The organism is Phreatobacter cathodiphilus (assembly GCF_003008515.1).
GTDB classification, from domain to species: Bacteria; Pseudomonadota; Alphaproteobacteria; order Rhizobiales; family Phreatobacteraceae; genus Phreatobacter; species Phreatobacter cathodiphilus.
This window is the reverse complement of the sequence record NZ_CP027668.1, coordinates 744,125-763,304: the sequence shown is the minus strand read 5'-3', so window position 1 is coordinate 763,304 and position 19,180 is coordinate 744,125. Positions and strand designations below refer to the sequence as shown.

The window sequence follows — 19,180 nt, the reverse complement described above, 5'->3', positions numbered from 1 at the left end:
GAAACATGCCAGCGGACGTGAAAGCCGACGCGTTGCAGAAAGAGGGCACGCGGGAGTTCGAAGAGGCGATTGCGGGCAAGGGCCCGAAGATGCCGGCGAGCTCCACCACAAAGGCCGAGGAGGCCGAACTGAACAAGGCGCTGGAGGACACCTTCCCGGCCAGCGATCCCGTCCAGCCCTCGGCACCGGACAGCAGCCTCGGCGCCCCCGCCGGCCGCAAGTCGGTGGACGCCAATAAGGACGCCTGAGCCGGCTTGACACTCCGACCCGCCTGTTTCACTTGGGGCCCGTCAGCCGGCCGGACGACCGCCGCCGCATCACCCGAAAGGGCGCGGGGGAGGAAAGTCCGGGCTCCACGGAAACACGGTGCCGGATAACGTCCGGCGGGGGCGACCCCAGGGACAGTGCCACAGAAAACAGACCGCCGGGGTTCGCTCCGGCAAGGGTGAAAAGGTGGGGTAAGAGCCCACCGCGCGACCGGCAACGGAAGCGGCACGGTAAACCCCACCGGGAGCAAAACCGAATAGGGACGACAGGGGGAAACCCCGGGCGTGGATCCGCGCCGTCGTCCGGGTAGGTTGCCAGAGCGTCCGAGCAATCGGCCGCCTAGAGGAATGGTCGTCACGCGGGAGCAGTCCCGCCCCACAAAACCCGGCTTACAGGCCGACTGACATGTTGAGAGGCCCCGGCGCGAGAGCGACCGGGGCCTCGCCATGTCCGGCGGCCGGGCACCGCCGATCACGAAACCGTCAGCGCGTAACGGGGCACCGGCAGGTCCCGTAGTGGAAACGGAGCTGCGGCCGATGACTGCCGCGCCCGGTCCTGTCCAAGGGGGAAACCATGATCCGTCGCCGTACCTTCATCCTCGCATCGGCTGCGCTCGCCGCCGCCGCGCCCTCGCTCCCCGCGAGCGCCGCCGGGCAGCGCTTCACCCAGGCCGCCTTCGCCGCGGCCCAGGCCGCCGGCAAGCCGATCCTCGTCGAGGTGACGGCGCCTTGGTGCCCCACCTGCCGGGCGCAGCAGCCGATCCTGCAGAAGCTGACCGCCGAGCCGCGCTTCCGCGACCTCGTGTTCCTCAGCGTCGACTTCGACAGCCAGAAAGACGTGCTGCGCGCCCTCAACGTGCAGAGCCAGTCGACGCTGGTGGTCTTCAAGGGGCGGCAGGAGGTCGGCCGGTCGGCCGGCGACACCAACGCGGCCTCCATCACGGCGCTGGTGGCGAAGAGCATCTGAGCCGCCGCAGCCAGCCGCAGGGACCTCGCCCATGCTCGCCTCCATCGGCTTCGCCTTTCTGGCGGGGATCGTCTCGATCCTGTCGCCCTGCGTGCTCCCCATCCTGCCCATCGTGCTCGGCGGCGCGGCCTCCGAGCACCGGCGCGGGCCTCTCGCGCTCGCCGCCGGCCTCGCCCTCTCCTTCACGGTGATCGGGCTCTTCGTCGCGACGATCGGCTTCTCGCTGGGGCTCGACCTCGGCGTCTTCCGCATGGTGGCCGGCATCATCCTGCTGGCTCTCGGCCTTGCCATGCTGGTGCCGGCGGCCGGCGCCCGGCTCGCGACGGCGGCGGGGCCGCTGTCGGACTGGACGCAGGCGCGTTTCGGCGGCTTCGACCGGGGCGGTCTCTCCGGCCAGTTCGGCGTCGGCCTGCTGCTCGGGGCGGTGTGGAGCCCCTGCGTCGGTCCGACCCTCGGCGCCGCCTCGCTGATGGCGGCGCGGGGCGAGAATCTCGGCCAGGTGGGCCTCACCATGCTCGCCTTCGGCATCGGTGCCGGCCTGCCGCTGGCGGCCCTCGGCGCCCTGTCGCGGGAGAGGCTCCTCGGGCTGCGCGAACGCATGATGGCGGCGGGTCAGGGCGCCAAGACCGCTCTCGGCCTCGTGGTGGTGGCGGTCGCGGTGCTGGTGCTCACCGGTTGGGACAAGGCCATCGAGGCGGCGCTGGTGGAGGCCTCGCCAGCCTGGCTGACGGCGCTCACCACCCGGTTCTGACCTCCTCCGTCACGCGGCGGACAGCCTCCCGACATCGCGCTGAAACACGGCCGCGCGCCTTGTCTTTGCGAACCGGGCGGGGCCGTGACAGTCTCTGCCCCCGTCGTCATGGAGAGGAGCCACGTCATGGGCTGGGCCATTCTCGGCATCGTCATCGCCGCCGCCGTCTACGCCGTCTTCGTCTACAACGGGCTCGTGGGGCTCCGGCAGCGGGTCAACCAGGCCTTCGCCGACATCGACGTGCAGCTCAAGCAGCGCCACGACCTCATCCCGAACCTCGTCGAAACGGTGAAGGGCTATGCGGCGCACGAGAAGTCGACGCTGGACGCCGTCATCGCCGCACGCAATGCGGCGCAGGGCGCCCACGGTCCGGCGGCGCAGGCCGCGGCCGAGCAGCAGCTCTCGGGTGCGGTCGGTCGTCTGATGGCGCTCGGCGAGGCCTATCCGGACCTCAAGGCGAGCGCCAATTTCCAGCAGCTCCAGGTCGACCTCGGCAATGTCGAGGACAAGCTGGCGGCCGCCCGCCGCTTCTTCAACAATGCGGTGAGCGAGTTCAACGCCTCCATCCAGGCCTTCCCGGCGGTGCTCTTCGCGGCGTCGATGGGCTTCACGCCGCGCGAGTTCTTCGACGTCGGCCCGGAGACCCGCGCCCAGATCGAGACGGCGCCGACGGTGAAGTTCTGAGCCGGGCGCCGTCATGATCGGCGAGGCCTATGGGCTCTACGGCCATATCCGCAACAACAAGATCCGCTCGGGATTCCTCATCGCCGGGCTGTTCGTCCTCGCCTATCTCCTGACCTTCGGCGTGATCCTGATCGGCTACGGAATGTCGGGCTACCGGGTCGGCTCCTACGTGATGTGGGAGACGTGGCGCGTCTTCCTCATCGCACTGCCGTTCGTCACGGCGGGCACGGCGCTGTGGGTGCTGATCGGCTACCGCTTCAACGTCGCGCTCATCGGCAAGATGACGGGGTCGGAGCCGGTGAGCCAGGCCGACAACCCGAAGCTCTACAGGATGCTCGAGAACCTCTGCATCTCCCGCGGCATGCCGACGCCGAAGCTCGCCATCCTGCAGAGCGATGCGCTCAACGCCTTCGCATCGGGCGTCAACGAGAAGCAGTTCACCGTGACGGTGACCACGGGCCTCCTCAACAGCCTCGACGACAAGGAGGTGGAGGCGGTCCTCGCCCACGAACTCACCCATATCCGCAACGGCGACGTCAGGCTGATGATCATCGCCGTGGTGATCTCGGGCGTCATCTCGCTGGTGGGCGAGCTGGTGTTCCGCGCCTTCCTGCGCGGCGGCATCCGCTCGTCCTCCGACGACCGCAAGGGCGGCGGCGCCATCGTGGTGGTGCTGATCGGCGTCGCGCTGGTGGTGGTGTCCTGGGTGTTGGCGATCGTGGTCCGCCTGTCGCTATCGCGCTCGCGCGAGTACCTGGCCGACGCCGGCGCCGTCGAACTCACCAAGAACCCCGACGCAATGATCTCGGCGCTCCTGAAGATCTCCGGCCGCGCCGACATCGAGGGCGTGCCCTCGGGCGTGATGGACATGTGCTTCGAGAACGATCCGGACGATTTCGCCGATCTGTTCTCGACCCACCCGTCCATCACCAAGCGGGTGCAGGCGCTGGTGGAGAAGGCGGGTGGGCGGATGCCGGAACTGCCGCCCCACGCGCCCGCCATGGGGCAGCGCCAGGACCTGCCCTCGATGGTGCAGGCGAGCCGGTCCTGGGGCGCGCCGCGTTGACGCCGCGCCCCGCGCCGTCAGCAGGCCATGCGGATGCGCTGGGCGTTGCACTGGAAGCCGGGCGTGCCACGGTTCGATGAGCAATAGCGCTCGCCCGGCGACAGGCCGAAGATGCGGCGCTGGCCGCCGGCGGGAACGGTGAAGACGCTGCTGTTGCCATTGCGATAGAAGAGGCGGAACCAGCAGACCGGGCTGACGCCGGGATCACAGGTGAAGCGCGCGGTGCACTGGGCCTGCGCCGGCGTGGTGGTGATCAGCGTACCGAAAGCCAGGACGGCGGCTGCGGTCGTGGCGAGAAGACAGGTCCTGAACATGTGTTTCCTCGGATTTCTACAGCGTGGGTTCGCAGCCGCCGAACGACCGCCGTCACAAATCTAGACGGCGATTTCATCTCCCGTAAAGGTAACAGCGTGTTTCGGAGGCCGTCGTCGGGCCGCAGGACCGCTCAGCGTTTCACGCAGCGGTATCGGGTGGCCGCCAGAACGATAGCCCTCTGCGCCGAGCCAACCAATTCGATATCGAGCGATATTGACATCGGTGTTTTGGTTAGATACCGAATTATATAGTTCGACATCTAACCACCGGAGCATCTCATGAATCGTCGCCTCTTCCTCCTGTCCTCCGGTGCGACCGGCCTCGTGGCCGCCACCGGCGCCACCGCCTTTGCTCTCACCCGCACGCCCACGGCGGCGCTCCTGCCCTGGAGCCAGGCCGGCGGCTCGCGCTCCGACCCGCGCCGGTTCGTCGTCGAGCACGCGATCCTCGCGCCGAACCCGCACAACCGGCAGCCGTGGATCGTCGAGCTGACCGGCCCTACGACGATGACCCTCTTCTGCGACCTCGACCGCAGGCTGCCGGAAACCGATCCCCTCGACCGGCAGATCGTCATCGGGCTCGCCTGCTTCTGCGAACTCGCGGCGATCGCGGCGACGGCGACCGGCCATCGGCTGGAGGTCGTGCCGTTCCCGGAAGGCGAGCCGCAGCCGCGCCTCGACCAGCGCCCGGTGGCGCACCTGACGCTGATCCGCGACGCAGGCGTTGCCGTCGACCCGCTGTTCGCCCATGTGATGGCGCGGCGCTCGACCAAGCGGCCCTATGACATGGCGCGCCCGGTTCCGGCGGCGGCGGCAGCGGCCCTGGCCGCGCTCTCGGCACCGGGCCTCGCAGTCGCGGCCCTCACCGACGCCGGGATGACCGCGGAGGTCCGCGCCCTCACCTGGCGGGCGTGGGAGGTCGAGGCCGCGACGCCGAGGACCCACCAGGAGAGCGTCGACCTCATGCGCATCGGCCGCCGCGAGATTGAGGCCAATCCCGACGGCATCTCGCTGGGCGGTCCGTTCCTCGAAGGGCTGTCGCTCCTCGGCCGGTTGTCGCGGGTACAACTCGCCGATCCCGCCTCCGCCGCGACGCTTCAGGGCCGCGACATGTACCGCGCCATGCTGGCGGCGACGCCGGCCTATGTGACCGTCACCGCAGAGGACGGCAGCCGGGCGGGCGCGTTTGCCGCCGGACGGGCCTATCTCAGGGCCAACCTGACGGCCGCCTCGCTCGGCCTCTCCATGCAACCGGTCAGCCAGGCCCTGCAGGAATTCACCGAAATGGACGGACTGCGCGCGGAGCTCGACCGCATGCTGGGCACCGGCAGCCCGAAACGGCTGCACATGCTCGCCAGGTTGGGTTACGGTCCCGACGTGCCGCAGACGCCCCGCTGGTCTGCCGCCTCCCGAATCAGGACCGCATGACCGACACTGTTCCCGCCAGCGACGCGGACCTCCTGTTCCGCGTGTTCAACGAGGTCGGCATCATCGCGCAGTTGTCGAGCACGGCCTTCGAACGCGTCATGCCGGAGGGGATGACCCTCGCCCAGTTCACCATTCTCAACCACTTCGTGCGGCTCGGCGGCCAGAGACGCCCCTCCGACCTCGCCCGGGCCTTCCAGGTGACGCGCGCGACCATGACCTCGACGCTGCAGAGGCTGGAGCCGAAGGGCCTGGTGCGGATCGTGCCAGACGACAGCGACGGCCGCGGCAGGCTCGTCGAGATCACCGATGCCGGCCGGGCCGTCCATGCGGACTGCATCGCCCGGCTCGCTCCCGTGCTGGAAGACCTGCTGGCGCGGATCGGCCGGACGCCCTTCGCCTCCGCCCTCGCCCCGCTCACCGAGATCCGCACCCGGCTTGACTCCCTGCGTGACTGAGGCCCGGGGCGCGGGTAGCGCGGGCCGTCCCGGTCGACTAGATTGGGGCCATGCATGGCACGTTGCGGACGGTTCTCCTCGCCGGTGCGGTTCTGGCCGCCACGCCGGCCGTCGCCCAGCTCGACCTGACGCCTCCCGGCGCGCGCCAGCCGCCAGCCAGCCGGCCTGCCGCCCGCCCGGCGCGCCCGCCGGCCGGGGCGCCGCGCGTTGCCCCCCTGCCCGACCCCCGCCCTGCCGAGGCCGCCGAGAGCGACGCCACCAGCGCGCCGGAACTCGCCACCGTGCCGCCTGCCGCGACCACGCCACCCGCCGAGGCGGCGCCGGCCCCGGCACAACCGGCAGCGACGGCGGCACCGGCTGCCCCGCCCAGCCGGATCGACGAGGCCTTTCGCGAGGCGGAGGCGGCGAGCCGACGGGCGCCTGCGATTCCGGACAACCACCGCGCCGTCATCAACGCCCAGGTGCCGCCCTCCCGCACCGCCGCGGCCGCGCCGCCGGGCGCAACCCCGCCGCCATCGTCGGCCGAGCCGGTCGCCGCCGACACGGCGGGCGACCTGCCGCAGCTCGAGGCGCCCTTCGCCGAGGCGCCGCCGCGGCGCTTCGAGGGCCGTGCCTATTCCGACACGCGCTATCTGGTGGGCCGCAAGGCGCATTACCCGACCGTCCGGCGCCTCGCGGCCGCCCTGCGCGTGCCGATCGACCTCGCCGACGCGGTGGTGATGGTGGAGAGCGCCTACGACCCGCACGCGGTCGGTCTCGTCGACGATGTCGGCCTCATGCAGGTCCGCCCCTCCATAGCCCGCCAACTCGGTTTCAACGGCACGATCCAGGACCTGTTCGAGCCGGAGACCAACATCCGCCTCGGCGTGACCTATCTCGCCGGCGCCTGGGAGCGCTCCGGCGGCAATCTCTGCCAGGCGCTGATGAAATACCGCGCCGGCTGGGACGAGACCGAAATGAGCGCCCTGTCGCTGGAATATTGCCGACGGGCGGTGGTCCACCTCAACGCCATCGGCTCGCCGCTGGCGCGCGGGGTGACGGTTCCCACGGGCTCCGAGACGCCGCCGCCCGGCCAGCGGTCCACCAGCCGGTTCAACTGGCAGGACCACGAGAAGCGCATCGAGCAGATCGAGCAACGCTTCGGCGGGCAGAATTTCGGGATCATAGCTCGTGAGCCGCAGCGGCCGTAGACGCGGCGGCAGAGGCGGCTCTAGGCTCCCCTCACGTCAGAGGAGGAGCCCCGCATGCCCGTGACCACGGATGTCGACCAGGTTGTCTCGGATATCATCCGCTGGGCCTCGATCGAGAGCCCGACCTATGATGCCGCGGCGGTCAACCGGATGATGGACGAGGGCGCGCGCGACCTCGGCATCATGGGATTCGACATCGACCGCCTGCCCGGCACCCAGGGCTTCGGCGACATCGTCATCGGCCGGCTCGCCGGCACCGAGCCGGGACCCGGCCTCCTCATCCTCGCCCATGTCGACACCGTCCACGCGGTCGGCACCCTTGCCGGCCCCCTGCCCATCCGCCGCGAGGGCGACCGGCTCTACGGGCCGGGCGTCACCGACATGAAGGGCGGCACGGTGCTGGCCCTGCACGTGCTCGGCAAGCTCATCAAGCAGAAGGGCGGGCGCCTGCGCCGCAGCGTCACGGTGGTGCTGGTCCCCGACGAGGAGGTTGGCTCCCCCTCCTCGCGCCTCACCATCGAGGCGGAGGCGGCGAAGGCCGCACATGTCCTCGTGCCGGAACCCGGCCGCGACCATTTCGTCACCTCGGGCCGCCATGCGGTGGTCCGCTACATGATCCACGTCCACGGCCGGCCCTCCCATGCGGGCGCCGCCATCAGCCGCGGCGTGTCGTCGATCCGCGCCATGGCGCGCATCATCGAGACCATCGAGGACTGGTCGGACTACGAGCGCGGCCAGACCTTCGCGGTCGGCCGGGTCAATTCCGGCACCTGGGTCAACGTGGTGCCGGTCCTCTGCTCGGCGGAGGTGCTCTGCGTCGCCGCCACGCCGGACGACCTCGCCGACATCGACGTGCGCCTGCGCACGCTGCGCCCGCCCTTCCCAAACACCCGCATCACCATCGAGCCGGGGCCGGTGCGCCCGCTCTTCGTCGCCGGCGAGGGCACGATGGCGCTCTACGCCAAGGCCAAGGCGATCGCCGACAGGCACGGCTTCCCCATTGAACACATGCAGTCGGGCGGCGGCTCGGACGGCAATTTCACAGGCGCCATGGGCGTGCCGACCCTCGACGGGCTCGGCGTCTGGGGCGGCGGCATCCACACCAAGGAAGAATATTGCGACATCCGCTCGATCCTGCCGCGCGGCACGATCCTCGGCGGACTGATCGAGGAGATCGCCGGCTGAACCGGCGCAATCGGGAGGACCCAAGGCCATGTCGATGATGCCCGCGCTCGCGGATGCGGACCTGTCGGCGGAGGCGGCGGCGGTCTTCGCCGACATCCGGGCGACGCGCAAGACGGATTTCGTCAACAATTTCTGGCGCGTCCTGGCCCATGACCCGGTCGCGCTGAAGCGGACCTGGGAGAGCGTCCGGCAGGTCATGGCGCCGGGCGCCCTCGACCCGCTGACCAAGGAGCTGATCTACGTCGCCGTCTCCATGGCCAATTCCTGCGAGTACTGCATCCGCTCACATACGGCCGCCGCGCGGACCAAGGGCATGAGCGACGAACAGTTCATGGAACTCGTCTCCATCGTCGCCATGGCCTCGGAGACGAATCGCATGGCGCTCTCGCTGCAGGTGCCGGTGGACGAGGCCTTCAAACAGGTGTGATGGCCCAGACCGCCCCGACGGCATGGCAGGCCCTTTCCGAGGTCGCCATGCCGCCCCATTTCGTGGTTCACTATGCCTCGACGCCATCGCGCCGAAACATGGCGGGCGTCTGTGACGGGGCCGACGGGGACGAGACATGACCACAAGCCGCCCAGCCGATGTTCATGGTCGCACCGCCCGCACCGCACCCCTTTCCCTTCCCGGAACTTCCACCAGGATCTCGACGATGACCTCCCGGATCGGCAGCCGCCTCGCGGCCGCCAGCCTCGCCCTCGCCCTCGGCACGGGCCTCGCGCTCACCCCCGGCACCATGCCGCGCGCCGAAGCCCGCCAGGCCATCGACCTGTCGGATCTCGCCGAGCGCGTCATCGACGCGGTGGTGAACATCTCCACCTCCTCGCGCGTCGACGCCTCCCCCGGTCAGCGGCCCGGCCCGCCCGGCCGCCGCCCCGGCCAGCCTGGCGCCCCCGGCGGCCCGGGCAATCCCGGCCCCGGCGCGCCCTTCGACGAGCTGTTCGAGGAATTCTTCCGCCGCCGCGGCGAAAATCCGCCGGGCGGGCCCGACGGCCAGCCGGCGCCGCAGCGCCGACAGTCCTCGCTCGGCTCCGGCTTCGTCATCGACGCCAGCGGCATCGTGGTCACCAACAACCACGTCATCGACAACGCCGACGAGATCACGGTCATCTTCAACGACGGCACGCGCCTGAAGGCCGAGTTGATCGGTCGCGACCGCGAGATCGACGTCGCCGTGCTGCGCGTGCAGCCGACCCGGCCGCTGAAGGCGGTGAACCTCGCCGACTCCGACCGCATCCGCATCGGCGAGGCGGTGATGGCCATCGGCAATCCGCTGGGGCTCGGCGGCACGGTCACGGCCGGCATCGTCTCGGCCAAGAACCGCGACATCCAGTCGGGGCCCTTCGACAACTACATCCAGACCGACGCGGCCATCAACCGCGGCAATTCCGGCGGCCCCCTGTTCAACATGGCCGGCGACGTCATCGGCATCAACACGGCGATCTTCTCGCAGACCGGCGGCAATATCGGCATCGCCTTCGCCATTCCCGCGAACACCGCCCGCCCGATCATCGCGCAGCTGCGCGAGTTCGGCGAGACGCGGCGCGGCTGGCTCGGCGTGCGCATCCAGGAGGTGACCGACGAGATCGCCGAGAGCCTCAACCTCGGCACCCGCCGCGGCGCGCTCATCGCCGGCGTCGAGCCGAACGGCCCGGCCGGCCCGGCCGGCATGAAGACCGGCGACGTCATCGTCAGCTTCGACGGCCGCGAGGTGCGCAATTCGCGCGAGCTGCCGCGGATCGTCTCCGAGACGGCCGTGGGCAAGGCGGTGCCGGTCGTCGTCATGCGCGGCGGCAAGGAAGAGACGCTGACCGTCACGCTCGGCCGCCGCGAGGGCAATATCCAGCAGGCCTCGACGGGACGCCAGCCGCAGGGCCAGCCGCCGCGGCCGGCCAACCCCACCGTCTCGGCGCTGGGGCTCCAGCTCTCCGGGCTGACGCAGGAGATGCGCCAGCGCTTCCGCGTCCGCGACGACGTGCGCGGCGTGGTGGTCACCCAGGTCGATCCCAATTCGCGGGCGGCCGAGCGGGCGATCCAGCCGGGCAACGTCATCCTCGAGGTGCAGAACGAGCCGGTGAACTCGCCCGCCGACGTGACGCGGCGCATCCAGGCGCTGCGGGCGGAGGGGCGCAGCTCGGCGCTGTTCCTGGTGGCGAACGCCGAGGGCGATCGCCGCTTCGTGGCGCTGACGCTGCGCTGACCCGAGCCGACCGGCGGGCCCGGCCCGCCGGCGTCAGGCCGCGAAATCGGCGCGGCGATAGCCCTGCATGTAGAGCAGCGCGGTGAGATCCCCGTGGTCGATCCGCGCCGCCGCCGCCTCGGCGACCTTGGGCTTGGCGCGGAAGGCGATGCCGATCCCCGCCTCGCCGAGCATGGCGAGGTCGTTGGCCCCGTCTCCCACCGCCATGGTCTCGTGCGCCGCCAGGCCGAAGCGGGCGCGCAGTTCCACGAGCGTGTCGCGCTTGGCCTCGCGGCCGAGGATGGGCTCGCGCACCGTGCCGGCGAAGTGCCCGTCCTGCACCTCCAGGATGTTGGCGCGGTTCTCGTGGAAGCCAATCATCGCCCCGATGGGCGCGGTGAAGAGCGTGAAGCCGCCGGAGACGAGGGCGGTGTAGCCACCGCGGGCGCGCATGGTGCGCACCAGTTCCGGTCCGCCAAGGGTGAGGGTGATGCGGCGGGCGATGACATCGTCCACCACCGACGCCGAGAGACCCTCGAGGAGTGCCACGCGCTCGCGCAGCGCCGGCTCGAAGGCGATCTCGCCGCGCATGGCGCGCTCGGTGATCGCCGAGACGTGCTCCTTCAGCCCGACGAGGTCGGCGAGCTCGTCGATGCATTCCTGGCCGATCATGGTGGAGTCCATGTCGGCGAGGAACAGGCGCTTCGCCCGGCCCGCCGCGGGCTGCACCACCACGTCGAGCGGAAGGCCCGCGAGGGCCGCGCGCAGGGCGTCGGCGAGCGCCCGGTTGTCGGCACCGGCCCCAGGTGCGAAAGGAATGTCCGCGGCGACGCCCTCGGCGAGAATCACGGCCGTATCGGCGGCGGTAAGCTGCGCCGCGGCCGCCGCCAGGGCGTCGGCGGTCAGGACCGGGTTGTGCGGATGGGCGATGAGGGTCGCGACGTGGGTCAAGGTGAGGGTTCCCGCGAGGGCCACAGGCCGAGGGCCGTCCTCATCGCAGGTCCGACGGCGAGCGGCAAGTCGGCGCTCGCCCTCGATCTCGCGCAGCGCTACGGCGGCGTCGTCGTCAATGCCGATTCCATGCAGGTCTATCGCGACCTCCGCATCATCACCGCCCGTCCGACCAAGGACGAGGCCGCCCTCGCCCCGCACCGGCTCTACGGCACGGTGGACGCCGCAGAGACCTTCTCCGCCGGCCGATGGGTGGAGGCCGCCTCCGCCGAGATCGCCGCAGCCACGGCCGCCGGAGCCCTGCCCATCGTCGTCGGCGGCACGGGTCTCTACTTCCGTGCCCTGACGTCGGGGCTCTCGGCCATCCCGCCCGTCGCGCCGGACGTGCGCGAGCGGGTGCGGCGGGAGGCGGAGGGACGCTCGCCTGCCGAACTTCATGCGGCGCTGGCGGCGAAGGACCCGGACACGGCGGCGCGGCTGCGGCCGAGCGACCCTCAGCGCATCATCCGCGCCATCGAGGTTCTGGAGGCGACCGGGAGACCCCTCCTCCACTGGCAGCAGAACGGCCGGGAGGCCGCGGCGCTCGCCGGCTTCGATCTCGCCACCGTCTTCCTGGCGGTGGAGCGCGAGCCGCTGCGGCAGCGGATCGACCGGCGTTTCGAGGCGATGATGGCGGCAGGCGCCCTCGACGAGGTGGCGGCGCTGGCCGCCCGCGGCCTCGATCCGGCGCTGCCCGCCATGCGCGCCCACGGTGTGCCGGGCCTCGTCGCCCATCTCGCAGGCGAGGTGTCGCTCGCCGAGGCGGTGGCGCGGGGACAGCGGGACACGCGCGCCTATGCCAAGCGGCAGGAGACCTGGTTCCGCAACCAGATGCCTGAGGCGCGCTGGCTGACGCCCGTCAGGGCCGCCGAGGCGCTGTCGCGGTGGCTCGACGCGAGCGGCGCGGCGCCGTTCCCTGCCGGGTCGTCGGCGTGAAGGGCGGCACGTCGGCGGAGGGCTGGAGCGGCGCCTCGCCACCGGTTTCGAGCACATGGATGTCGCCCATGCCCTCGTCGAGGGCGACGCGGTTGCGGCCCGCGGCCTTCGCCCGGTAGAGGGCGGCGTCCGCCCGGCTCAAGAGACGGTCCATGGTCTCCCGGCCGTCCCAGGCGGCGATGCCGAAGGAGCCGCTGAAGCGGATGGGTCCATCCTCGTGCTCGACAGGCGAGCCGGCGAGCAGTTCGCGCATGCGGCTGGCGACGCCCACCGCCTCGCCGACGCCGACATGGGGCAGGACCATGACGAACTCCTCGCCGCCGAAGCGGCCGACGAGGTCGACGTCCTCGCGCAGGCCGTGGGTCAGGAGGCCGACGGTCCGGCGCAGCACGGCATCGCCGCCAGCATGGCCGAAGCGGTCGTTGATGTGCTTGAAATGGTCGAGGTCCATGGTGATGACGGAGACCGGATGGGCATAGCGGGCCGAGCGCGCCAGCGCGTCGCGCAGCCCGTCGGTCGTCGCGCGGCGGTTCAGGGCACCCGTCAGGCTGTCGCGCGTGGCAAGCTGGCTCAGCTCCTCCTCCAGCGCCTGGCGGCGCTGGATCTCCGCCTTCAGCGCTGCGTTGGCCTGGGCATATTCCGCCTGGGTCTGCCGCATGGCGTCCTCGGCGTTCTTGCGCTCGGTGACGTCGGCCTTGGTCACCATGAAGCCGTCGCCGAAGGGCACGCAGGCAATCTCGATCCAGCGGTCGGCATCGGCGCAGGCATAGCGGGTGACGAGCTGCAGCGGCTGACGGGTGAGGGCGACGTCGACGAAGCGGGTCCACAGGCCGCTCTCGGCAAGGCCCGGGCAGAGCGTCAGCACCGGCGTCTGCAGCATGGCCTCCACCGTCTGGCCGTTCCAGTCGGCGGCCCGCTGGTTGACGGCGACGAACTCACCGTCGACTGGAAGGCCGGCGTCGTCGCGCACCAGCCGGACCGCCACGATGGCGTCCAGCGAGGCGTCCAGCACGGCGGCGAGCAGGTCGTCGCGGAACTGGCGTGGCTTGGCGATGATGACGATGACCGGCTCGCCCGAGGCATCGCGGCAGGGCAGGACCAGCCTCTCCCACAGATGCACCTGGCCGGCGATGGCGCTGCGGTGAAGGGTGAGCAGGGGCTCGTCGGTGACGAGGACGCGGTTGTTGCACTCCCGGAAGAAGGCGCCAACCGTCTCGAGGATGCGGCTGCTCAGCCTGCCGGTCATGTCGGTGCCGACGCGCTCCACCAGCGCGCGGCCGTAATGAGAATAGATCATGTCGCCGTCGGCGGTCGGCCGAAAGACGATCATGTCGTCGGCGATGGGGCCGAGGGTCGCAGGGTCGAACTCGCTGAACGGCACGGCCCGGGCCTGCTCGCGCAGTGCCAGCCAGTTGCCGTAGAGGCGGCGGATCGAATGGGCATGGGCACGCCACTCGATCCCCTTGTCGAACATCTCGCGGTACATGGGATCCCGTCCTGCGGACAGTCTGTCAGCGGCCGTTTAAAGCGAGGTAAAGCTGCCGCTGCGGCATGGAAGGCCTCACGCAGGGGGAGATGCGCCGCTCTCGCGGAAGCTCGGCACGTCGAGCGGGCGGCCCTCGCGGTCGGCGAGGGCGACGAAATCGCGCGCGAGGATCTCCGCGAAGGTGGCGACGTCGCGTATGATCATCTGGCGGCCGCGGTCCGTGACGAAGAGCACGAAGCCGGCGCGGAGTTGAAGGCGCATGAAGTCGACGAGCAGCGGAGAGGCCTTCCACAGGAAGGGGCGCGCCGGATCGACGAAGACGAAGATCACCTTCTCCACGGGGTCGCGGTGGAAATAGGCGCCGCAGTCGAGCGGATGGGGGATGCGGTTGCGCTCGGGTGCGTTGACGAGCCGCGCCGTGAGATAGGCGCAGGCATAGGCCGAGCAGGCCGCCGGCCGCTCCGGGCGGCCGTGAATGGAACATCCGCCGCCGGCGATGTGGATGCAGGGGCGGTAGGCGGGTTTCGCCAGCGCCTCGATCTGCGGCAGCGAGCAGCAATAGGTGCAGGTGCGGCAATGGGAGACGCGGTCGCCGGCCTCCTTGCGCCGCTTGGCCTGCCCCATCTCAGCCCCTCTGGCCTTCCTTCACGGCGGCGAGAAGCGCCTTCTGGATCGGCTCGTTACCGGCGCAGATCGTGCCGTTGAGCATCATGTTGTCGTGGCCGTCGCAGTCGGTGACGAAGCCTCCGGCCTCGCGGATCAGCACGATGCCTGCCGCCATGTCCCAGGGATGGACGCCGCGCTCCCAGAAGCCGTCGAAACGGCCGGCCGCGACATAGGCGAGGTCGAGGGCGCAGGCGCCCATGCGGCGGATGCCGGCGAAGCGCGACTGGACGACCTTCAGCTCGTTGCGGAACTGGACATGGTCGCCGCGGGCGACGTGCGGGATGCCGCCCCCGACGACGCTGTCTTCGGGCTTGGTGCGGGCCGAGACGCGCAGGCGCCGGTCGTTGAGGAAGGCGCCCGTGCCGCGCTCGGCGACGTAGAGCTCGTCGTTGGCCGGGTTGTAGATGACGCCGGCCACCGGCACGCCGTTGCGCTCCAGGCCGATGGACACGGCGAAATGCGGGATGCCGTGGAGGAAATTGGTGGTGCCGTCGAGCGGATCGACGATCCAGGTGTGGGTGGAGTCCGTGCCCTCGACCTTGCCGCCCTCCTCGCCGATGAAACCGTAGCCCGGCCGGGCCTTCATCAGCTCGGTCATGACGATCTGCTCGGCCTTGCGGTCGGCGGCCGAGACGAAGTCGGCCGGCCCCTTCATCGAGACCTGCAGGTGCTCGACCTCGCCGAAGTCGCGCTTGAGGCTGCGGCCGGCCTTGAGGGCGGCGCCGACCATGACGTTGAGAAGGGCGGAACGGAGCATGTCGAACTTTCGGGTGGCTTTCGGGGGGTCATGCCCGCGCGGCGCGTCACGGTCAAGCGCCGTGGGCGACCGGCCTCAGCGCAGCCACTCGCGGGCGCCGCGCTCGGCGGCGTCGCGCAGGACGGGATCCATGCCCTTGACGAATTCCTGCAGCCAGCCGTCGGGGGCGCCGAGCATATGGGCGGTCATGTGCCACTGCGCCGCCTTCTGCGGGTCGGGTGCGGTGCCGCGGCCGGCGGCGAGGAGGCGGGCGTAGCGGTTCATGGCGAGCGGATTGCCGCGCAGGGCGGCCTTGCGGAACAGGGCGGCGGCGCGAGCCTCATCCTTGGGCAGGCCCTGGCCGTTGAAGACCATGACGGCGAAGTCGATCTGCGCCTCCAGGAGGTCCTGCGCCGCGGCGCGGCCCATATAGACGGCGGCGCGCGGCAGGTCGGCCGGCACGCCGTTGCCGTCCTTGAGCAGCACGGCATAGGCATATTGCGCGTCGGCGCTGCCGAGGTCGGCGGCCTTCTGGAACCATTGCGCCGCGGCGGCGGGATCGCGCGGACCGCCGTGGCCGGCAAGCGCCAGCAGGCCGAGATTGTAGGCGGCGGCGATGTGGCCGAGACCGGCGGCGCGCTCGAAATGGGGCTTGGCGAGGGCGGGATCGCGCGTCTGGCCGGCGCGGCCGTCCACATGCAGCATGCCCAGAGCGAAGATGGCGTTGCGATCGCCGCGCTCGGCGGCGAGCCTGTACCAGCCCAGCGCCCGCTCCTCGTTCTGCGGAATGCCGATGCCGGCGGCGTGGAGCTCGGCCAGCAGAGTCATCGATACGGGATCGGCGAGGGCCTCGACACGCTCCGTCGCCTCGCGGAAGGCGGTGAGGTAATGACCGCGCTGATAGGCCGCATAGGCGGAATCGGCGCTCGGCGGCTCGGGCCGCGGCGCGGCAGCGGCCGGCGGCGCGGCGGGCGCCGGGGCGGCGGGACGGGCCGGCCGGGTCTGAGCCAAAGCCGGCGCAGCCGCGAGCGCCGCCACGAGGCAGGCGGCGAGCGCCCGGCGGCTCATGCGGCGGCTCCGGCACGCATCAGGGCGAGCGCCGCGGCGACGGCGGCGGCCGGACCTTCCGGATGGTCCCAGACGGGCTGGCCGAGGGCGACGAAATCGGCGCGGACCCGCGCCAGGGCCTCGACCCCCGCGATGTCCGGGGCAAAACCGACGACGGGCACCTGGAAGACCTCCGCCCACCATGCGACCCGCTCGACCACCGCGTGGAACGGCGGCAGCACACCGTCCTTCTCCGCGTAGCGCGAGACATGCGCCTCGCCGAACATGACGTAGTCGGCTCCTGCCTCGCCGGCCGCCATGGCGTCGTCCTTCGACTTCAGGCCACCGACGCCGACCATACGCTGGGGCGCGAGCCGGGAGACGGCTTCGGCGAGGGCCTCGGCCGTATGGACGAGGTGGATGCCGTCGGCGCCGCCGCGCATCACCGCCTCCACCGGGGCCTCGGCCATGAAGGCGGCCCCGGCCTTCTGGACCACGGGCGCCAGGGCCTTGATGCGGTTGACGAGGGTGCGCTCGTCGCAAGGGGCGAACCGGCCGATCACAGCCGCCACCGGCCCTGCGGCGAGGGCGCCGGCGAGGACCGGCAGGAATCCCTCCGGGTCGTCCAGGAGGGGCGTCACCAGGACGAGCTGGGTGTCGACGGGATCGGGAGTTCTGCTGTCGCGCATCGAGCGGCACCCTAGCGGGGAAAGCGGCGAAAAAACGGAAGTCAGGTTGCAAACCGACGCAGGATCGACATCGTGTGGAAATATCGAGGCGCGAGCCTTGCTTCCATGCGACCATCGCGTCGGGAAATCAACCGAGGCGGTGGCGCATTCGCCTGCCCGTCCGCCGCCGACACCATGTCAGGATCATCCATGATGCACTTCCCCGCTCCCCTCCGCCTCTCGGCCGTCCTCCTCTTGGCGATGGGCAGCCAGGCCCTCGCCGGTCCCGCCGACGACCTGTCGCGGGCGGCCGTCGGGGCGATGCCGTCGCTGCAGATGGGGGGAGCCGCGATCGGCGAGGCGCGGGACGAGGGCGGCAATGCGGTTCTCGTCAACGTCACCTTCTCCTCCACCGGCGCCGTGCCCATCGGCGTGAGGATCGGCCGGGCGACGATCACCGGGGCCCCGGGCGCGGACGGCGCGCTGTCCAATGCCCGCGTGCTGCTCGAGGACGTCGAGGGCACGGGAGCGGACGGCCAGGGCTACAAGCTGGCTCGGGCCGAGTTCCAGGGCGCCCAGGGCTCGCTCGCCGCCATCCTCGGCAACCTCGCCACGCAGGCGCCACTGGTGCAGCCGGCCAACGAGGGCACGGCCACGGGCTTCTCCGCGCAGGCCATCGCCGGCCGCGACCTCGTCGTCACCCAGGCGCGGCAGAACCGCCAGCAGACGGTGCGCTACGGCGAGATCGCGCTCACCGGCTACGAGCGCGGCCGGGTCGCCGAGCTGGTGGTGCGCACCACCCAGGCCGCCCCCACCGACGGGCAGCCGGGACCGGCCGCCTCGGCCGCCAGCATCCGCCTCAACGGGCTCGACATGGCCGCCGCCGTCCGCGCCTCCGGCCCGGTCGGCGTGTGGATGGAGAGCGGTGTGGTCGAAGGCATCAGCATCGCCTCGCCGCGGCCGGGCGCCCCGCCCTTCGCCATCGCCCGCATCGCCATGGGCAAGGTCTCCCTGCGTCCCGGCACCCAGTCCATCGCGGCGCTCACCGAGAGCATGCAGGCGCTCGGGCCCGCCGAGGACGACGCGGCACGCCGCCGCCAGGCGGGGCTCGCGGCCGAATTCATCGAGCGTTTCGACATGGAGCGCTTCGAGATCGCCGGCATCAGCGGCCAGTCGCCGGAGGGCCTGCCCTTCCGCATCGAGCGCTTCGTCTTCTCCGGCCTGTCGCAGGGCCGGCTGGCCTCGGTCGCCATGTCCGGCGTCTCGGCTGCCTCCCGCGAGGGGCAGGACACGACCATCGGTCAGATCTCGGTCGAGGGGATCGATGCCTCGGGGCTTCTCGCGCTCGGCAAGGACTACGCCGCGGGCCGCTTCGCGCCGGGCCAGACCATGCCGCCGCAGGCCTACCCCCATGTCGCGCGCATCGTGCTGGAGGAGGTCGACGTCAAGCAGCGCGGCACCAGCCAGCAGCTCGCCAAGGTCGGCCGCTTCGAGGTCGAGAGCGGGCCGCGCGTCGGGCTGATGCCCTCGCGCCTGCGCGCCAAGCTCACCGGTTTCGAAGCGCCGATCACAAACGCCCGCCAGCGCGCGCAGCTCGCACCCCTCGGCCTCACCGACAGCATCAGCCTCGGCGCCGAGCTGGAGATCGACTATGTGGAGGGCGCCAAAGAACTGCGCATGCGCACCTTCAACGTCGAGGTGGACGATGTCGGTTCACTCAACCTCGTCATGACGGTCGGCGGCCTCGACCGGGGGCAGATCGAAGCGCTGCCCGGCAGCGCCGCAGTCCTCGGCCTGTCCGCCAAGGCGGGGGCCATCACGCTGACCTATACCGAGGACGGGGGCGTGGCGAACTTCATCAGCCATCTCGCCGGCCAGACCGGGATGAGCGAGGACGACTTCAAGGAGCAGATCAAGACACAGGCCCAAGCCATGGTCGGCCAGTTCATCCAGGACCGCGCCGTGGCCGAGCAGATCGTCGAGGCCTTCGGCGAGTTCCTCGACGACCCGACCTCGCTCGCGGTGACGCTGACGCCGAAGGGCGACATCCCGCTCGCCGCCCTGGCGGTGGCGCTGCGCGGCTCCCCCTTCGCCGCCATGCCGATGTTCAACATCGCGGTGAAGGCGAACGAGTAGGGACCTTCCGGGCGCCGCCCGCCGGGCCG

20 protein-coding genes and 1 other RNA gene are annotated in these 19,180 nt (G+C 71.2%); 14 read left to right on the top strand and 7 right to left on the bottom strand.

Annotation, left to right across the window (positions count from 1 at the left end):
• Nucleotides 1-5 precede the first annotated feature (5 nt).
• From C6569_RS03785 to C6569_RS03760, 6 genes are all read left to right on the top strand, one after another.
• Entirely contained in the window at nucleotides 6-248 is a 243-nt protein-coding gene (locus tag C6569_RS03785; RefSeq protein ID WP_106747587.1) for a hypothetical protein, read from the top strand.
• 42 nt (nucleotides 249-290) lie between these two features.
• Nucleotides 291-675, top strand: an RNA gene (gene rnpB, locus C6569_RS03780) — RNase P RNA component class A.
• A gap of 165 nt (nucleotides 676-840) precedes the next feature.
• Nucleotides 841-1,233 carry a thioredoxin family protein gene (locus C6569_RS03775; RefSeq protein WP_106747586.1) on the top strand — a complete coding sequence of 131 codons (393 nt, stop codon included), beginning with the start codon at nucleotides 841-843 and terminating at the stop codon, nucleotides 1,231-1,233.
• 31 nt (nucleotides 1,234-1,264) lie between these two features.
• Nucleotides 1,265-1,984 carry a cytochrome c biogenesis CcdA family protein gene (locus C6569_RS03770; protein WP_106747585.1) on the top strand — a complete coding sequence of 240 codons (720 nt, stop codon included), beginning with the start codon at nucleotides 1,265-1,267 and terminating at the stop codon, nucleotides 1,982-1,984.
• Nucleotides 1,985-2,110: 126 nt separating this feature from the next.
• On the top strand, nucleotides 2,111-2,668 hold the full coding sequence (locus C6569_RS03765) for a LemA family protein (protein ID WP_106747584.1): 558 nt from the start codon (nucleotides 2,111-2,113) through the stop codon (nucleotides 2,666-2,668).
• A gap of 13 nt (nucleotides 2,669-2,681) precedes the next feature.
• Complete coding sequence (locus C6569_RS03760) at nucleotides 2,682-3,734, top strand: M48 family metallopeptidase (protein WP_245898223.1); 1,053 nt, start codon at nucleotides 2,682-2,684, stop codon at nucleotides 3,732-3,734.
• Nucleotides 3,735-3,751: 17 nt separating this feature from the next.
• Here C6569_RS03760 and C6569_RS03755 read toward each other — a convergent pair whose 3' ends face one another.
• Complete coding sequence (locus C6569_RS03755; protein ID WP_106747583.1) at nucleotides 3,752-4,048, bottom strand: hypothetical protein; 297 nt, start codon at nucleotides 4,046-4,048, stop codon at nucleotides 3,752-3,754.
• Nucleotides 4,049-4,327: 279 nt separating this feature from the next.
• On the opposite strand from C6569_RS03755, the gene C6569_RS03750 reads away from it, so the two are divergent.
• The 6 genes from C6569_RS03750 (at nucleotide 4,328) to C6569_RS03725 (ending at nucleotide 10,507) form a co-directional block, all read left to right on the top strand.
• Nucleotides 4,328-5,476: an Acg family FMN-binding oxidoreductase gene (locus tag C6569_RS03750; RefSeq protein ID WP_106747582.1), complete on the top strand. Its 1,149-nt coding sequence runs from the start codon at nucleotides 4,328-4,330 to the stop codon at nucleotides 5,474-5,476.
• Nucleotides 5,473-5,931, top strand: a complete 459-nt coding sequence (locus C6569_RS03745; RefSeq protein ID WP_106747581.1) for a MarR family winged helix-turn-helix transcriptional regulator — start codon at nucleotides 5,473-5,475, stop codon at nucleotides 5,929-5,931. The genes C6569_RS03750 and C6569_RS03745 overlap by 4 nt, the downstream gene beginning before the upstream one ends.
• Nucleotides 5,932-5,981: 50 nt before the next feature.
• A complete protein-coding gene (locus tag C6569_RS22080) occupies nucleotides 5,982-7,121 on the top strand; it encodes a lytic transglycosylase domain-containing protein (protein ID WP_215905787.1) in 1,140 nt (379 codons plus the stop codon).
• Between the two features lie 54 nt (nucleotides 7,122-7,175).
• On the top strand, nucleotides 7,176-8,306 hold the full coding sequence (locus C6569_RS03735) for a M20/M25/M40 family metallo-hydrolase (protein ID WP_106747580.1): 1,131 nt from the start codon (nucleotides 7,176-7,178) through the stop codon (nucleotides 8,304-8,306).
• A gap of 28 nt (nucleotides 8,307-8,334) precedes the next feature.
• Nucleotides 8,335-8,733: a carboxymuconolactone decarboxylase family protein gene (locus tag C6569_RS03730; protein ID WP_106747579.1), complete on the top strand. Its 399-nt coding sequence runs from the start codon at nucleotides 8,335-8,337 to the stop codon at nucleotides 8,731-8,733.
• 226 nt (nucleotides 8,734-8,959) lie between these two features.
• On the top strand, nucleotides 8,960-10,507 hold the full coding sequence (locus tag C6569_RS03725) for a Do family serine endopeptidase (RefSeq protein ID WP_106747578.1): 1,548 nt from the start codon (nucleotides 8,960-8,962) through the stop codon (nucleotides 10,505-10,507).
• 33 nt (nucleotides 10,508-10,540) lie between these two features.
• On the opposite strand, the gene serB is transcribed toward C6569_RS03725, so the two are convergent.
• The gene (gene serB / locus C6569_RS03720; protein WP_106750881.1) at nucleotides 10,541-11,437 is read right to left on the bottom strand and encodes a phosphoserine phosphatase SerB; all 897 of its coding nucleotides are present in this window, start codon (nucleotides 11,435-11,437) and stop codon (nucleotides 10,541-10,543) included.
• Here serB and miaA point away from each other — a divergent pair.
• Entirely contained in the window at nucleotides 11,408-12,412 is a 1,005-nt protein-coding gene (miaA, locus tag C6569_RS03715) for a tRNA (adenosine(37)-N6)-dimethylallyltransferase MiaA (protein ID WP_106750882.1), read from the top strand. The two genes, serB and miaA, sit on opposite strands and share 30 nt — an antisense overlap.
• On the opposite strand, the gene C6569_RS03710 is transcribed toward miaA, so the two are convergent.
• The 5 genes from C6569_RS03710 to C6569_RS03690 form a co-directional block, all read right to left on the bottom strand.
• On the bottom strand, nucleotides 12,336-13,898 hold the full coding sequence (locus C6569_RS03710; protein WP_106747577.1) for a sensor domain-containing diguanylate cyclase: 1,563 nt from the start codon (nucleotides 13,896-13,898) through the stop codon (nucleotides 12,336-12,338). The genes miaA and C6569_RS03710 overlap by 77 nt on opposite strands.
• 75 nt (nucleotides 13,899-13,973) lie before the next feature.
• Nucleotides 13,974-14,522, bottom strand: coding sequence for a hypothetical protein (locus tag C6569_RS03705; RefSeq protein ID WP_106747576.1), 549 nt, complete (start codon nucleotides 14,520-14,522; stop codon nucleotides 13,974-13,976).
• A 1-nt stretch (nucleotide 14,523) separates the two neighbouring features.
• Entirely contained in the window at nucleotides 14,524-15,321 is a 798-nt protein-coding gene (locus C6569_RS03700; protein ID WP_106747575.1) for an inositol monophosphatase family protein, read from the bottom strand.
• A gap of 75 nt (nucleotides 15,322-15,396) precedes the next feature.
• The gene (locus C6569_RS03695; RefSeq protein ID WP_106747574.1) at nucleotides 15,397-16,368 is read right to left on the bottom strand and encodes a tetratricopeptide repeat protein; all 972 of its coding nucleotides are present in this window, start codon (nucleotides 16,366-16,368) and stop codon (nucleotides 15,397-15,399) included.
• Entirely contained in the window at nucleotides 16,365-17,036 is a 672-nt protein-coding gene (locus C6569_RS03690) for a thiamine phosphate synthase (RefSeq protein ID WP_106747573.1), read from the bottom strand. Before C6569_RS03690 ends, C6569_RS03695 begins: the two co-directional genes overlap by 4 nt.
• A 189-nt stretch (nucleotides 17,037-17,225) precedes the next feature.
• Here C6569_RS03690 and C6569_RS03685 point away from each other — a divergent pair, with 189 nt between their 5' ends.
• Nucleotides 17,226-19,151: a hypothetical protein gene (locus tag C6569_RS03685; protein ID WP_106747572.1), complete on the top strand. Its 1,926-nt coding sequence runs from the start codon at nucleotides 17,226-17,228 to the stop codon at nucleotides 19,149-19,151.
• The last annotated feature ends 29 nt before the right edge of the window (nucleotides 19,152-19,180 follow it).

Bases quoted from the DNA above. Each gene is read 5' to 3' on its own strand.
- C6569_RS03730 (WP_106747579.1), top strand. From the start codon at position 8,335: ATGTCGATGATGCCCGCGCTCGCGGATGCGGACCTGTCGGCGGAGGCG.
- C6569_RS03735 (WP_106747580.1), top strand. From the start codon at position 7,176: ATGCCCGTGACCACGGATGTCGACCAGGTTGTCTCGGATATCATCCGC.
- C6569_RS03695 (WP_106747574.1), bottom strand. From the start codon at position 16,368: ATGAGCCGCCGGGCGCTCGCCGCCTGCCTCGTGGCGGCGCTCGCGGCT.
- C6569_RS03770 (WP_106747585.1), top strand. From the start codon at position 1,265: ATGCTCGCCTCCATCGGCTTCGCCTTTCTGGCGGGGATCGTCTCGATC.
- C6569_RS03765 (WP_106747584.1), top strand. From the start codon at position 2,111: ATGGGCTGGGCCATTCTCGGCATCGTCATCGCCGCCGCCGTCTACGCC.
- C6569_RS03785 (WP_106747587.1), top strand. From the start codon at position 6: ATGCCAGCGGACGTGAAAGCCGACGCGTTGCAGAAAGAGGGCACGCGG.
- C6569_RS03755 (WP_106747583.1), bottom strand. From the start codon at position 4,048: ATGTTCAGGACCTGTCTTCTCGCCACGACCGCAGCCGCCGTCCTGGCT.
- C6569_RS03725 (WP_106747578.1), top strand. From the start codon at position 8,960: ATGACCTCCCGGATCGGCAGCCGCCTCGCGGCCGCCAGCCTCGCCCTC.
- C6569_RS03750 (WP_106747582.1), top strand. From the start codon at position 4,328: ATGAATCGTCGCCTCTTCCTCCTGTCCTCCGGTGCGACCGGCCTCGTG.
- C6569_RS03745 (WP_106747581.1), top strand. From the start codon at position 5,473: ATGACCGACACTGTTCCCGCCAGCGACGCGGACCTCCTGTTCCGCGTG.
- C6569_RS03775 (WP_106747586.1), top strand. From the start codon at position 841: ATGATCCGTCGCCGTACCTTCATCCTCGCATCGGCTGCGCTCGCCGCC.
- C6569_RS03705 (WP_106747576.1), bottom strand. From the start codon at position 14,522: ATGGGGCAGGCCAAGCGGCGCAAGGAGGCCGGCGACCGCGTCTCCCAT.
- C6569_RS03760 (WP_245898223.1), top strand. From the start codon at position 2,682: ATGATCGGCGAGGCCTATGGGCTCTACGGCCATATCCGCAACAACAAG.
- C6569_RS22080 (WP_215905787.1), top strand. From the start codon at position 5,982: ATGCATGGCACGTTGCGGACGGTTCTCCTCGCCGGTGCGGTTCTGGCC.
- C6569_RS03710 (WP_106747577.1), bottom strand. From the start codon at position 13,898: ATGTACCGCGAGATGTTCGACAAGGGGATCGAGTGGCGTGCCCATGCC.
- C6569_RS03690 (WP_106747573.1), bottom strand. From the start codon at position 17,036: ATGCGCGACAGCAGAACTCCCGATCCCGTCGACACCCAGCTCGTCCTG.
- C6569_RS03685 (WP_106747572.1), top strand. From the start codon at position 17,226: ATGATGCACTTCCCCGCTCCCCTCCGCCTCTCGGCCGTCCTCCTCTTG.
- C6569_RS03700 (WP_106747575.1), bottom strand. From the start codon at position 15,321: ATGCTCCGTTCCGCCCTTCTCAACGTCATGGTCGGCGCCGCCCTCAAG.
- miaA (WP_106750882.1), top strand. From the start codon at position 11,408: ATGGGCGATGAGGGTCGCGACGTGGGTCAAGGTGAGGGTTCCCGCGAG.